This is a genomic window from Parabacteroides sp. CT06, from assembly GCF_002257605.1.
Classification (GTDB): domain Bacteria; phylum Bacteroidota; class Bacteroidia; order Bacteroidales; family Tannerellaceae; genus Parabacteroides; species Parabacteroides distasonis.
Map to the genome: position 1 here is coordinate 1,734,129 of NZ_CP022754.1, position 13,174 is coordinate 1,747,302.

The window sequence follows — 13,174 nt, forward strand, 5'->3', positions numbered from 1 at the left end:
ATATAATTAGTTTAGGATAAACGTTTTCCGCAAACGATGTAAAGCTGTTCGGTATCCTCTACGACGAGCGGAAGAAGATAAGGCTCCATCAATGCCGCCACCTCTCGGGCCGGGGGCAAGGGCAGCGATAATCGATCGGCGTGCCGATGGTGGTGCGTATTGATCTTTTCCTTGCTCTCGCTGTGGCAGATAACCAATTTACCGCCGGGCGCGAGCAAGCCGCTCATATGCTCGATCAACCGTTCCGGCCGCATGAAATGCGGGTAAGCGCTATATAGGATAATATAGTCGAATCCTTTCCCCTCGTAGCTCATAGCGTCCTCTTGGAGGAACTCGATGAGCGGATGATCCGGATATTTCATGCGTGCTTTCTCGATCATTTGGCCCGCTATATCGATAGCTACGATTTGGCGGGGTTCGTACGGCAGCAGGTAACTTTCCAATATCCCCGTGCCGCAACCGACATCGAGGATGCGGGCGTTCTGCCGCAGGTTGGTACGATCCAATATCGTCCGGATCTTTCCCGGATCATGTACGCAGACAGCGTCCCAGCGTTCCGCCATCGTATCAAAAAAAGTCTCTATTTGATTCATGATAATTGTCCTTCCCATAGAAAACAATCGCTGAACAGGGATTGTTCCTTGAAATGGGTTGGTTTTTCGAACAAACCGAACACGGACGATCCGGAGCCGGACATGGCGGCATATAAGGCGCCTCCCTCGTATAAGGTATCCTTGATCCGCTCGATCACGGGATGTCTCGGGAATACGCTTCGCTCGAAATCGTTCACCATCCGCTCTTTCCATTCGGATACCGGTAGCCGGATGATCTCTTTCAAGGAGGTCTCGGGCGCGGCGGGTGTTACCATCGAATAGGCTTCGGGGGTGGAGACGGCTACATCCGGTTTTACCAAGCATAGATAATAATCCTTCAAGGACAAGTCCACGGGCTCGAATTGGTTTCCCGTGCCGGTCGCGAATACCGGCGTGTTACGGATAAAGAACGGGCAATCGGCTCCGATGGTGGACGCTATCGCCTCCAACTCATCCGGGTGAATATCCAAACCGCAGAAATCATTGACCAGCTTCAACATAAAAGCGGCATCGGCGGAACCTCCTCCAAGCCCGGCGCCAAAAGGTATCGCTTTCAACAAATGGATCTCTAGCGGGGGAATCTCGTATCTCGTCTTTAGGGCGTTCAGTGCTTTTATGACGAGGTTCTTCTCTTGGGGAGCGTCTACCGGAATTCCGGTTTGCGTGAAACAGGTCCGATCCGAGGCGACGATCTCGAGGGCATCCTTCACGGGGATCGGATAGAAGATGGTCTCTATATTATGATAACCGTCCGGACGTTTGCTTACCACGTTCAGACCTAGGTTTATCTTTGCGTTCGGGAAACAGATCATAGTATTTAATGTTTGTTTTATGTGATACGCGAAGATAAGAAGATATCCTTATAAACGTTCTGTTTTATCGGGTGAACTATATATGGCTTTAATAAGGGGCCCACGATGGGCATCACGCATAAAAGAGTAGGTTTGACGTTTTGACATTCTGTAATCTAAACTCCCGGAGAAGCGTTTTTTCCGGGCCAAGGTACGCCTTGCTTCCGAAAATGGCATAGAATAATAGCATCTGGTTGTCTTGTAGTGTTTTATGGAAATAGGCCTTTTTATTCTAGCGAGATTAATTCATCGTATCTCATATTTTTAGGTGAAAATAGCCATTTTATACGGGTGTATCGATCAATTCTATAGGATGCGAGGGCTGTTTCTTCCGTATGTATCGCCTAATACATACGGTTGCGTTACCTAATACATACGGTCGTGTTGCCTAATACAGCCTTTTGTGTTACCTAACTCTATTACTTTTGAGTCCAAACAGGGGTGTTTAGGCAAGAAAATGAGGGAAAACGTATGATTTCATCATAGGTCTCTCCCTCTTTTTCTCTATTTGTAAAAAGGTCTTGACATCGTTATTCTGTTATTTCGATCATAATGTCAAGATTATCTCATTTTCGCTTACGGTCTCTATAATCGATACTTATTTATCCTTTATGATTTCATGGAGCATGGCAACCTTTTCTTGCTCGGCCTTTAGTAATCGTTCGTAAAGCTCGACTATTTTATCGATGGGATTGAATGTTTGATTTTGAACATTTCCGCTTGCGTTATCTTGCCACGTGCCGGAAAAAATATTGATAGATGTCCCTTCATTCAATTCCGTGATCGCCTCTATCGGAATATCCAAAGCTTTCGTGACCTTTTCCAATACCTCAGGTTCCAATTCGTCTTTTTTCTCGTAGCCGGATAAGGTGGCTTGTGATACCCCAATTTTGTCGGCGAGCACTTCTTGTTTGATGCCTCTCCATTCTCTCCAACGTTTTAAGTTGGCTCCATGACTATTTCTTTTGGTAAATGTTGTTTCCATGTCAGTTTTTATTGATCCTGTCACAAAAATAAGTATTAAATCTGAGTTATCTTACTATCATGTCAGATATCCGGGGTAACCGCACCCAATTTTATTCATAGCCAGAGAAACATAAATTCATCGTAATTTGTTAGGTGTCTATCATGATGATCCTGCATTACCGACAATACGTAGTCAGATATATCATTTATCCCTGTCATCTGATAATATTAGTCGTGACATTGATATTTTATCAGGGGGATTGATGGTATATCAGCAGGCGGTAAGCTTATTTTGTCTGCGAATGATAAACACAGAAATCAATGGAAACTCAAAATCAATATCCTCAAAAGGATTATTCCGAGATAATAAGCTTATCCCATCAAGTAATTGGTTTGCCGGTAAGGAAAGCGCAGATGTTATTGAAGGATCTGGATTTATGTATGATCACTTATACGTGGAATGACGTAAGCCAGATTACATTGGAAGTCGTGTTCAAAACCTCCACGCTCACTTGCTTTTTTAATCAAAACGATATTTGTGAAGCTGTATATCTATTCTTAACTGATAATAAGGATCTAATGAAATATATGAGCCACTGCGTTAAGACCTATACATATGATTTCCTTTTGGATGGCTGGACCACGGATAAATGCCACATTTCAATATGCCGTTCCGAAAATCAAGGGTGTTTTTTATTAATATTACCGCTAAAAAAGATTTTATGAATAAGGCATATTGTAGTTGTTTCGCTACTTCTCTTTTTCAAACGAACTTTTTGTGTGTTCCAATGACGATGGTTTTCAGTCATCAAAAAGAAAGACGCTGTAAACTTGGTTTACAGCGCCTTCCATTTATTTAGGGTTATGAGCTTTATTAAGGCTCCGCGATCATCTCTTTAGCGATTATCTCGGCCTCGGCTTTATCGGCGTCCTTTTGGATGTTCGGCAATTCAAGGCCGTAGCCTTTGATCCGGTCCTCACGTTTCAACATCAAGGCGATGAAGAGGGCGAGTACACCGAAGCAGGTGAAGACTGCCATCGGTATCGTATAGTCGTAAGCCGGTTTGCCCGTACCATTGTCGATCTTGCAATACGTATCCAATATCCAGCCGATTAATAAGGGAACCATACTCAGACCGATATTCTGTACCCAGAAAATCAAGGCATAAGCCGTGCCTAATTGCTTCTCCGGGATAATCTTCGGAACAGATGGCCACATCGCCGATGGGACCAAGGAGAAAGCGATACCCAATACGATCATCACGATCGTGGCGAACCACCACTGATTCAAGATCGGAAGCGTGAATAATAAATGCACGCCGATCAACATCAAGGCGCCAAAGATCATGATCGTCGCCCCTTTACCCTTGCGGTCGTATAAGTTACCGAAGAACGGAGTCAGAAGAATCGTGCCGAAAGGTAAGATAGCCGGAATGTTTCCCGCCAACTCCGGATCTACGTTATATTTATTGACCATCAAGTCCGTAGCGTATTTCAAGAAGGGGAATACGGCCGAATAGAATAATACGCAAAGCAGAGCGATCAACCAGAAACCCTTATTAGTAACGATCAATAAGATATCTTTCAAACGGAAAGGCTCTTCCTCCTCGGCTTGCTCGATAGCGTCCATCGAAGCGTCCAGCTTGCGATCCATCACGCAAAATACGAGGAAGGCGATCAAACCGATACACAACATACAAAGACAAAGCAAGATAGGAGCGGAGATGCTACCGAAGTACTTGGCGGCGGGAACCGTGATAGATAAAGCCAAGGCCGTACCCAAACGAGCCGTAGCCATCTCCAAGCCCATAGCCAACGCCATCTCTTTTCCCTTGAACCACCGTACGATAATCTTAGATACCGTGATACCGGCGGTCTCCACGCCGACACCGAAGATCGCGTATCCGAGGGCGGCCACCATCACTTGCGCTTTCCATCCGAAAAGCTCTCCTTCCATCGTAAACGCATCCGAGATGGCGTAATATTTAATGGAACAACCGATAATCATCAAGATACAGGAAGCGACACCCGTGAAACGGACACCCATCTTATCCAGAACGATACCACCAATAATCAACATGAAAAGAAATACGTTGAACCAGCCGTAAGCGCTGGTGAACCAACCATATTCCGTACTCGTCCAGCTTAGCTGTTCTTCCAACATCGGTTTAAGCGGAGCCATTACATCCGTAAGGAAGTATCCGCAAAGCATCGTGAATGCCGCCAAAGCGAGTACACTCCAGCGTGCGACTTTCGAGTCGCTTAGTTTCTGATGAATTTTTTCTATCATGATATTTGTTTTATAGAGTTATATTATTTGTATTCGTCTTCTTTCATGAACAAGGGGAGAGCGTCCGCTACGATAAACGTACTGCCTCCGATAAAGATCAGGTCGTTCTCACGAGCCCTTCTTAACGCTTTCTCGACAGCGTCTTGCACCGTATCGCAAAGGGTACCGGACAGTCCGTGACGCATGGCTTTCACGGCGAAATCCTCTACGGGCATCGCTCTCTCCACGGAGGCTTGCGTGAAGAAATAAAAAGCGTCTTGCGGCATCAAGGATAATACGCCATCGATATCCTTGTCGTTTACCATGCCGACGATCATATAGATTTGCCCGCAATATTGACGCAAGACTTTCAGATGCTCCGCTAGATGCTCCCAGCCTCCTACATTATGCCCCGTGTCGCAAATGACGGTCGGTTTGGATCGCAAGGTTTGCCAACGTCCCATCAATCCCGTCAGTTTCGTTACGTGGGCGAAACCCTCGTGTACCGCTTCCGGGATGATATCTACACCCAATTCCGTTCGTAATATATGGATGGCGGATAATACGGTGACAGTATTTCTTACCTGCACCTCACCGCCAAGTTCTCCTTGGATTTCTCCATATTCAACGGAAGGGAAGAACCATTTGCCACCGACCGTCAGCCTGCACTCGTCTTTTACCATGTCCATTCGTTGGGCGTAGTAGAAAGGTGCGCCAACTTCTTCCGCCTTGTTTTTGAAAACGTCGTAAACCGATTGTTTCTCGGCTTCCCCAAGAAGTGCCGGTACGCCTTTCTTGATAATGCCGGCTTTCTCCGCCGCTATCTTCTCCTCCGTATCTCCCAAGAATTGCGTATGATCCAGACTGATATTCGTGATAATACTCAAGATCGGAGTGATAATGTTCGTACTGTCCAAACGACCGCCAAGCCCGACCTCGATAACCGCGTAATCTACCTGCTGGTCGCGGAAATACTCAAAAGCCATGCTGGACGTTAACTCGAAGAAAGAAGGATGGAGAGGCTCGAAGAAAGAACGATGACGCTCGACGAAATCAACCACGTAATCTTGGGAGATCTTTTTCCCGTTCACCCGGATGCGTTCCCGGAAGTCCACTAAGTGGGGAGAGGTATAAAGCCCGACCTTGAAACCGGATTGCCGGAGAATGGCCGCCAATAGATGGCTGACCGAGCCTTTGCCGTTTGTCCCGGCTACATGGATGGTCTTATAGGCTTTATGCGGATTTCCCAGATAATCATCTAGGGCGATACTTGTACCAAGACCGGGTTTGTAAGCGGAAGCTCCGCTGTGTTGGAAGACCGGGATGCTGGTATATAGATAGTGTAGCGTTTCCTCGTATGTCATGTTTTTGTAAATTAGATGCTACAAATGTAGTTAATTTTATTTATACCTTTGCGACTCGTTTATAAAAAGGAGAGAAAAAGAAAATGGAAACACGACGTATAACCTATACGCCTCAAGGAGGTGTTTGTTCTAAGTTGATGGTGATCGACGCGAAGGATGGCGTGATCGAGAATGTGCAGATTGTAGGAGGTTGCCACGGTAACGGGCAAGGCATGTGCGCCTTATTGAAAGGTATGCGCATCGAAGACGCTATCGGTCGTTTGTCTGGCATCGATTGTCATGGAAGGGGAACTTCATGCCCGGACCAGATGGCACAGGCATTGAAGCAATTCAATCAATGATCAGTTTATATCCGATTCCCCGGATATTCAAAATCTTGATAGACTCGTCTTTCGATAACTTATGACGTAGCTTGGTGATAAAGACATGCAGGCTGCGTGCGTTGAAGAAAGAATCATCCCCCCAAAGGTCTATCAAGATCCCTTTCATCGGTAATACTTGGTCCTTATTGTCGCAAAGGCGCTTCAATATCTCGGATTCCCGGTTGCTGAGGAGTTGTTTCTCTCCCCGGTAGACCAATGTCTGCGTGATGGAATCGAACGTATAAAGCCCGATACGGAAAGAGGTGGCTTCCGGTCTTTGGACGGACACCTTATGCAGTAACGCCTTGATGCGCACGATCAATTCCGCCATGCCGAAAGGCTTTTTCAAGTAATCGTTGCCGCCCAGCTCGAAGCCCTCTACCACGTCGTTGGCCGCGGAACGGGCCGATAGGAATAGGACAGGGGTATGCGTATCCGTCTTACGGATCAACTTGACCATCGTGAAACCATCCATCTTAGGCATCATGATATCCGCTACGATAATATCCGGCTTGATCTCCGCGTAACGGGAGAGGCCCTCCTCGCCATTCGCAGCTAGGGTGATATCGAACTCGTTCCCATCCAGCGTATCCTTGATGATCATGGCCAATGTAGGCTCGTCTTCTACTAGTAGTACTTTTATCTTTTCCATATTTGATACTTTATTTTCGGATTATTATTTAAAATGCAGGGTAAAGGTGGAGCCTTTGCCGGGGACGCTTTCCACACGGGCTGTTCCTCCATGTTTACCCATCATGTCTTTTACGTAATATAATCCTAGGCCATAACCTTTCACGTTGTGGATATTCCCGCTGGGAACCCGGAAGAACTTGTCGAATATCTGCCGCTGGTTGGCTTCGCTGATACCCGGGCCGTTATCGGTTATGGAGATTGTCGTTTCGTGATTGTCTTGCCGGGCTGTCGCTTCGATGCGGCAAGGTTCCTTGTCGGCGTATTTGATCGCGTTATCGATAAGGTTGCTCAACATATTATATAGGTGGGTACGATCGGCCACCAATTCTATATCCTCGGGGATGGAGCAAGTAAACTCCACGGGTTTGCTCGCTTTCAGTTTGTATTGCTCGATGAGGGAGTTCACCAACTCGTTTAATGAGATGGTTTCGGGGCGCAAGCGGAAGGTACTGCGGTTCTCTACGGCGAGTGTCAAGATTTGTTCCACCAATCCGGTAAGATGGATAAGTTGGTCTTTAACGATCGTCAGGTATTTCTTCTGTTTCTCGTTGACGGGATCGCTAAAGTTCAATAATGCGTCTACGGCGGCATAGCTGACGCTGATCGGGGTTTTCAGCTCATGCGTCATATTGTTGGTGAAATCGGTCTTCAATTCTTCCACGGTCTTTTGCTTTAAGATGGTGCGGAGTAAGTATATGAAAGCGCAAATGATCAGCAAAAGTAATAGGAAGGAGGAGATCAGGATGCCTTTCATCTGGGTGAGTATCACGCTGGCCGGCGATTTGAGGAACAGGCGATATTGTAACGTGCTCTCGTTATGGAGCGGGTAATCGAAATGCACGGGGTTTTTCCACGTAGTGAATCGTTCCGGCTTGTCCAGATGCATCCAACCCTTCTCGTCCCCGTTGTTTGGTTTATAAATCGTTACCAGCTCATGTTCCGTTACGATGTTTCTTGCCTCCAGCTCCGAGGTTAATAATTTGTTGTAGGTCTTGAAATCAATTGGTTTTATAGAATCTATATTCGCGTGCATCGCTTGCTGCACCATGTCCTCCACCTCGCCGATTACATATAGGTAATCCGTTAGGGTAGAGTCTATCGAGCTAAAGTCCTCCTCATCCCCGTAATCGATATGTAGTTTCATGTGTGAGTCGGGATTTGCCGTCTTGAAGATATCTTCCCGGTTAAGGTCAGGATCTTCTTTCTGCGGATGGATCGAAGCTTTTGCGTCCATCTTCTGCTTATTAGACGGATCTAGCTCTGAGCTGAAGTACACATCTTGGGTTTGAGGTCCCAGCGCTCCCTGTTCTTTTTTGATAGATCGGATGCGCAGGAACAACTCCTTATAGTCGGCGATCTTCATCGCTTCCTCTATATTGATCTCCATCTGTTTATATAATGTATCATATAAACCTTTCAGCCAGTATCCTTGGAAAACCAAAAGCCCGGCCAGCGATAGGACGATCAACAAAGCGATTAACTTAAAACGAAGTCTGATGTTCATGAAGTCTCTTTATGCTTATAATCGAATTGATCGCTAAAAATAGACAATTTTATTACATGAACTTTTAATACGCAAGATAAACTTTATGCGGGCGCTTGTAAATATTTACTAAGGATGCCCATCAACGCCCCAATATCAATCGGTTTAGCCAAATGATAATTCATGCCCGCTTTGATAGCGTTTGTCACGTCTTCGGAAAAAGCGTTGGCGGTCATGGCTATAATTGGCATATGTGCGATATCCCTTCGTTGGAGGGAACGAATCTGCCGGGTCGCCTCATAACCGTCCATGATAGGCATCTGGATATCCATCAGTATTATCTGGTAAAATCCTTCTTCCGATTGGGCGACTTTATGTACGGCGTCGAGCCCATTTATCGCCGTATCGATAGTGATACCGGTGCTGCCGATGATCTCTACGGCGATCTCACGATTTAACTCGTTATCCTCCACCAGCAAGATGCGCTTGCCGGAATAATCGACGTTTGATAACTTGAATGGGCGGATCGGTTCCGGCTGGTCTCCTTCGTCAAGGAAAGATCTCAATACTTGGAGTAGCTTGGACTTATAGAGAGGCTTGGTGATGAATCCATTGGCCTTAACCTCCTTAGCCTCTGCCTCATATTCCTCAAGATCGTATGCGGAGAGAATGATGATCGGTACGTCCGCTCCCACGAAACGTCTGATTTGCCGGGTTGTTTCAATGCCGTTCATTTGAGGCATCTTCAAGTCAATGATCACGGCGAAATACTCTTTCTCCGCTAAATGATGCTGTCGTACTTTTTCTATAGCTTCGCTACCTGAATATACGCATTCACTGTTTATCCCGATCTCTCGCAAACAGCTAGACGTGTTTAGACAAGCGATCTTATCATCATCTACCACAAGAACCTCTAAACCTTCTACCTCTATCTTATCATCGGGCTTCTGATCCCGACAAACCAATGGCATGTCGATGGTGAAGCGGGAACCTTTGCCATATTCACTCTCCACCTTGATATCTCCTCCCATCATCTGAATGATCTTATGGCTGATCGACATCCCGAGGCCAGTGCCTTGTATCCTCTTGATCTCATCATCGCTCGCACGCTCGAAAGGCTCGAAAATCTTATCCAGAAACTCCGGTTTCATACCTCTTCCGTTATCCTCAAACACGAATTGATAATTTCCGATGCCGTTATGAGGGTCCTTCTCGTAGATTTCTATCGTGATTCGCCCATTCTCCGGCGTATACTTAATTGCGTTCGAGAGGATATTCATCAATACCTGTTTGATACGCTGCGTATCGCCTTTTACATTCTCATGCCTAAGGTTCTTGACGTGTATATTTAAAGTTTGTTGTTTGTTTTTGATCTCCGGTTGCATCATAACGACCAAGTCTTGCAAGAGCTCACCCACATTGAACTCATCCTCCGAAAGAATTAACCTGCCACTTTCGATCTTGGACATATCGAGAACCTCATTAATCAGACTCAATAATAATTTAGAGGCTCCATTGATTTTTTCCATACAATCTAATATTCTTTCACGTTCATCTACATGGGCTTTGGCTATAGTCGCCATTCCCATGATGGCGTTCATGGGTGTACGGATATCGTGGCTCATGCGGGCGAGAAAATCAGATTTGGCTTGGTTGGCTTGTTCCGCCGACTTTAGTGCTTCTTTAAGTTGCTTTGACTGTTTCTCCAGTTTCTTTTGCAACTCCCTCTGTTCGGTAATGTCGGTGATATTGATGTAAACGATAAGATAGATAGGCTCGTCACCTTCCCAGCCGATACATTCCCCGTTCAACTGTAGCCAAGCGCCGTTGCCGTTTTTGTCTTTCGACTGGATAACGAAATGTACAGGTTCCCCTTTTAGCATACAGGGGATATGTGCGTTCATCGTATTACGGCTTGTTTCATCTAAACGGGAGAAAGGACTGAAAGATAAAAAAGAATTTTTATCGATACCAGAGAAGTCCATATATTTATCATTTGCCTCCAGCAATGTAAAACTGCCGTCTTTATGTACCTTATGCTTGGATATGAAGCCGGGGATATTATCATAAGTGATCGTTTGCTCGATCCGCCTTCGCATTACGTCCTCTACATCGGTCATTACCGTATAGGAGATAGGGATGCCGTCTTGTAGTTGGTCGGTAAACGTTGAGGTGATTTTAGTCCATCTTTTCCCTTTTCTCGTTGGCATCTGGATAACGGTTTCGTAACCGCTGGCTTTATTAGCTATCGTCTCGTAAACATTCTTGGATAATATATTCCAAGCTTCATCATAACCTTTAAAATACAAATCGGGTTTATTGTGGAAAAGAGCTTCATATTCTTCTTTGGGGTAACCTATCATATCGTAATAGAAGTCATTTGCCCATAAAAGTGTGAAATGCTCATCCAATAAATGTTTGCTGACGCTAGCTCCCGTAAGCCCCATCAATAAGTTGTATTCTAGATCCGTCTCTCGCCCTTCCATCGTATGTCTTTTTATATTATTCTACAAAAGTAAAAATTATAAAAGGTACCCTTGAAATTCTTCTTTTTGATAATATGTTCCGTTTTTGCTTTCGGCTAGTCGGATGTTTTCTGGTAACAAGAATAGGTATACGATTTACCCCTGTATTCTTGTGGAGTCATGCCTACATTTCGACGGAAGAACTTATTAAAGAACGATAGATTATTAAAGCCGAGGTCCATCGCTATGTTTTTGATTTCTTGGTTAGTCCCTTTTAACTGTGTCTTAGCGTCTATGATTATTGTTTGCGTGAGGATCTCTTGGGGAGTCTCGCCGATCGCTTTTTTGATGGATGTCGAGAAATAGGAGAACGTGAGGCCCAACTTCTCGGCATAAAACGATACGTTATGCTCTTTTGTATAGTATCTTAATACCATATTTAGGAACTCTTGATAGATTTGTAACGGACGTGTAAGTTCCTGTTTCTCTAATGGGTAATTTTTACTGTATATTTCTGCGATACCTTGACTACACATCATAAAAATGGCCTTTATCATCTCTTTATTGTTCAAGATATCGGGATATACGGCATATTGATAGAGAAGCTCGTAGAAGTTCGTGATCAGGTTGGCCCTGTTTTGGGATATTTTTATAATCGGATACCTGTAAATCATAAGTAGATAACCCATCGTGCTCTTGATAAAATTTGCGTAACACATAAAATCGAAAGAGAACGCTATGAAATAGATCAAGATGTCGGGGGATATCTCATGTATTTGTATGCGACTATTGGGCAATAGCGTTACAACATTGAGTTTCGAGGTGGTCAATTCTGACATATTGATAGTTGAGCGTATTTGCCCTTCCATGCAAAGGATAAAGACCCCGGCTTTTATCTTACAAGGAATATTTATAAACTCCTTGAGTTCATCGGCGGATATGTATTTACCAACCATAAAGTCTGTAGGTGAATCAAGGCAGAGGAACTGTTTATCCATATTGTAAGATTTTTGACGTCAAATATAAATATTAATTGAAACTCAAATGTTGTAAAAGGAAATATGGAACATATTATCCCAAAAAATAGTTAGCCAAGACTAAATAAGATCCTTTACACCCATAAACTTGAATGGTTGCGCCGGCTTAAAGTCTTTTGAAGTGTTGCCATGATAGGTCTCACCGTTGGCGATGGATAGTTTAAGTACCGGCGCACCCTCCGATAAGTCCATGTCTCTCAGTCGTACCCAGAAAGTGTTCGGGGTCAGGCTCGACTCAAAGAAATAAATCAGGTTCTTGCTTTCGGATACCGTTCTCCATTGCGTGGTGGATATCTCCGGACTCTCGGGAGTCGATATGCCATAAGGGACAGAGGCGTTACGGATCACGCTGAATACACAGGCGATAGCTATCTTCTCATCGTCCGTCTTAAGTACGGCATCTATATAAAAACTAGCTCTGGCAAAACGGTCGGATGCACGGTTGGTACCCGGAAGGAAACTCAGCCCTCCGATCGATTTCCAATATTCACAAAGAGCCAACTGTTTATTATAAGTAGGGGAGTTAGTCATCACCTTGTATTCCTTACTGTGATAAACGGTCAGTTTACCTCCTATGTATTCGAAGATAGCGCAATCACCGGTTGCGTCGGAAATCGATAAATGTAAGGTCGCCAAGCGGGAACCGTCCGGCATCTTATCCGATACTACTTGAAACGTATCTTCGTTGATAAAAGAGACCGCTTCTTCCACCGTAGCGAAATTATCCAACATATATTGTACCCATATCGTTATGGCAAGGCCCGGCTTATTCTTATCTCTGGCCGGATATTGGGCTTCGGGTAACCAGAGCAAATTAGCTACCAAACCTTTCTCGTTCATTCCGTCCGTACTGGCTATCTCGAAAGCGGAGGTGATGATGCTGCCGTATTTGGATTTCCACTTTAAAGAATCCTTTCCTGTCTCCCCGTTTCTCTCCATCCCCCTAGGAAACACCCATAGGTTACTATGCATATCGGTCTTCCAGTCCATCGTGCGACCAGTCGCTACCATCCCGTTTGTTCCCGAATAAACTACTCTTGTACACATGATTTTCAACTTTTAATAGGTTATCTTCAAATATTTGATTGATA

Annotated in this window: 12 protein-coding genes; 2 read left to right on the forward strand and 10 right to left on the reverse strand. The window is 44.9% G+C overall.

The annotated features are described in order from the left end of the window. Positions 1–11 precede the first annotated feature (11 nt). From CI960_RS07525 to CI960_RS07535, 3 genes are all read right to left on the reverse strand, one after another. Positions 12–593: a class I SAM-dependent methyltransferase gene (locus tag CI960_RS07525; RefSeq protein WP_005857587.1), complete on the reverse strand. Its 582-nt coding sequence runs from the start codon at positions 591–593 to the stop codon at positions 12–14. After that, the gene (gene ispE, locus CI960_RS07530) at positions 590–1,405 is read right to left on the reverse strand and encodes a 4-(cytidine 5'-diphospho)-2-C-methyl-D-erythritol kinase (RefSeq protein WP_005857585.1); all 816 of its coding nucleotides are present in this window, start codon (positions 1,403–1,405) and stop codon (positions 590–592) included. The genes CI960_RS07525 and ispE overlap by 4 nt, the downstream gene beginning before the upstream one ends. 637 nt (positions 1,406–2,042) lie before the next feature. Continuing rightward, complete coding sequence (locus CI960_RS07535) at positions 2,043–2,429, reverse strand: helix-turn-helix domain-containing protein (protein ID WP_005857583.1); 387 nt, start codon at positions 2,427–2,429, stop codon at positions 2,043–2,045. A gap of 127 nt (positions 2,430–2,556) precedes the next feature. On the opposite strand from CI960_RS07535, the gene CI960_RS23365 reads away from it, so the two are divergent. Next, positions 2,557–2,874 (forward strand): hypothetical protein, encoded by a 318-nt coding sequence (locus tag CI960_RS23365; RefSeq protein WP_172606882.1) that lies wholly within the window; start codon positions 2,557–2,559, stop codon positions 2,872–2,874. A 410-nt stretch (positions 2,875–3,284) separates the two neighbouring features. Here the strand turns inward: CI960_RS23365 and CI960_RS07545 are convergent, their stop codons facing one another. Both CI960_RS07545 and CI960_RS07550 read right to left on the reverse strand, forming a co-directional pair. Beyond that, on the reverse strand, positions 3,285–4,700 hold the full coding sequence (locus CI960_RS07545) for an MFS transporter (RefSeq protein WP_005857578.1): 1,416 nt from the start codon (positions 4,698–4,700) through the stop codon (positions 3,285–3,287). A 23-nt stretch (positions 4,701–4,723) separates the two neighbouring features. Next, on the reverse strand, positions 4,724–6,043 hold the full coding sequence (locus CI960_RS07550; protein WP_005857576.1) for a folylpolyglutamate synthase/dihydrofolate synthase family protein: 1,320 nt from the start codon (positions 6,041–6,043) through the stop codon (positions 4,724–4,726). An 83-nt stretch (positions 6,044–6,126) separates the two neighbouring features. Here CI960_RS07550 and CI960_RS07555 point away from each other — a divergent pair, with 83 nt between their 5' ends. Then, entirely contained in the window at positions 6,127–6,384 is a 258-nt protein-coding gene (locus CI960_RS07555) for a TIGR03905 family TSCPD domain-containing protein (RefSeq protein ID WP_005857574.1), read from the forward strand. Here the strand turns inward: CI960_RS07555 and CI960_RS07560 are convergent. From CI960_RS07560 to CI960_RS07580, 5 genes are all read right to left on the reverse strand, one after another. Further along, positions 6,374–7,057 (reverse strand): response regulator transcription factor, encoded by a 684-nt coding sequence (locus tag CI960_RS07560; RefSeq protein ID WP_005857572.1) that lies wholly within the window; start codon positions 7,055–7,057, stop codon positions 6,374–6,376. The two genes, CI960_RS07555 and CI960_RS07560, sit on opposite strands and share 11 nt — an antisense overlap. A gap of 24 nt (positions 7,058–7,081) precedes the next feature. Further along, a complete protein-coding gene (locus CI960_RS07565; RefSeq protein WP_005857570.1) occupies positions 7,082–8,602 on the reverse strand; it encodes a sensor histidine kinase KdpD in 1,521 nt (506 codons plus the stop codon). 83 nt (positions 8,603–8,685) lie between these two features. Next, positions 8,686–11,067 carry a response regulator gene (locus CI960_RS07570; protein ID WP_005857568.1) on the reverse strand — a complete coding sequence of 794 codons (2,382 nt, stop codon included), beginning with the start codon at positions 11,065–11,067 and terminating at the stop codon, positions 8,686–8,688. A 95-nt stretch (positions 11,068–11,162) separates the two neighbouring features. Beyond that, positions 11,163–12,044 carry an AraC family transcriptional regulator gene (locus CI960_RS07575; protein WP_005857566.1) on the reverse strand — a complete coding sequence of 294 codons (882 nt, stop codon included), beginning with the start codon at positions 12,042–12,044 and terminating at the stop codon, positions 11,163–11,165. Positions 12,045–12,143: 99 nt separating this feature from the next. Then, positions 12,144–13,130 carry a linear amide C-N hydrolase gene (locus CI960_RS07580; protein WP_005857563.1) on the reverse strand — a complete coding sequence of 329 codons (987 nt, stop codon included), beginning with the start codon at positions 13,128–13,130 and terminating at the stop codon, positions 12,144–12,146. Positions 13,131–13,174: the final 44 nt, after the last annotated feature.

What these genes read in the sequence shown, in the direction of transcription:
- CI960_RS07565 (WP_005857570.1), bottom strand. Translation starts at nt 8,602, where the DNA reads ATGAACATCAGACTTCGTTTTAAGTTAATCGCTTTGTTGATCGTCCTA.
- ispE (WP_005857585.1), bottom strand. Translation starts at nt 1,405, where the DNA reads ATGATCTGTTTCCCGAACGCAAAGATAAACCTAGGTCTGAACGTGGTA.
- CI960_RS07525 (WP_005857587.1), bottom strand. Translation starts at nt 593, where the DNA reads ATGAATCAAATAGAGACTTTTTTTGATACGATGGCGGAACGCTGGGAC.
- CI960_RS07535 (WP_005857583.1), bottom strand. Translation starts at nt 2,429, where the DNA reads ATGGAAACAACATTTACCAAAAGAAATAGTCATGGAGCCAACTTAAAA.
- CI960_RS07555 (WP_005857574.1), top strand. Translation starts at nt 6,127, where the DNA reads ATGGAAACACGACGTATAACCTATACGCCTCAAGGAGGTGTTTGTTCT.
- CI960_RS07545 (WP_005857578.1), bottom strand. Translation starts at nt 4,700, where the DNA reads ATGATAGAAAAAATTCATCAGAAACTAAGCGACTCGAAAGTCGCACGC.
- CI960_RS07580 (WP_005857563.1), bottom strand. Translation starts at nt 13,130, where the DNA reads ATGTGTACAAGAGTAGTTTATTCGGGAACAAACGGGATGGTAGCGACT.
- CI960_RS07550 (WP_005857576.1), bottom strand. Translation starts at nt 6,043, where the DNA reads ATGACATACGAGGAAACGCTACACTATCTATATACCAGCATCCCGGTC.
- CI960_RS07560 (WP_005857572.1), bottom strand. Translation starts at nt 7,057, where the DNA reads ATGGAAAAGATAAAAGTACTACTAGTAGAAGACGAGCCTACATTGGCC.
- CI960_RS07570 (WP_005857568.1), bottom strand. Translation starts at nt 11,067, where the DNA reads ATGGAAGGGCGAGAGACGGATCTAGAATACAACTTATTGATGGGGCTT.
- CI960_RS07575 (WP_005857566.1), bottom strand. Translation starts at nt 12,044, where the DNA reads ATGGATAAACAGTTCCTCTGCCTTGATTCACCTACAGACTTTATGGTT.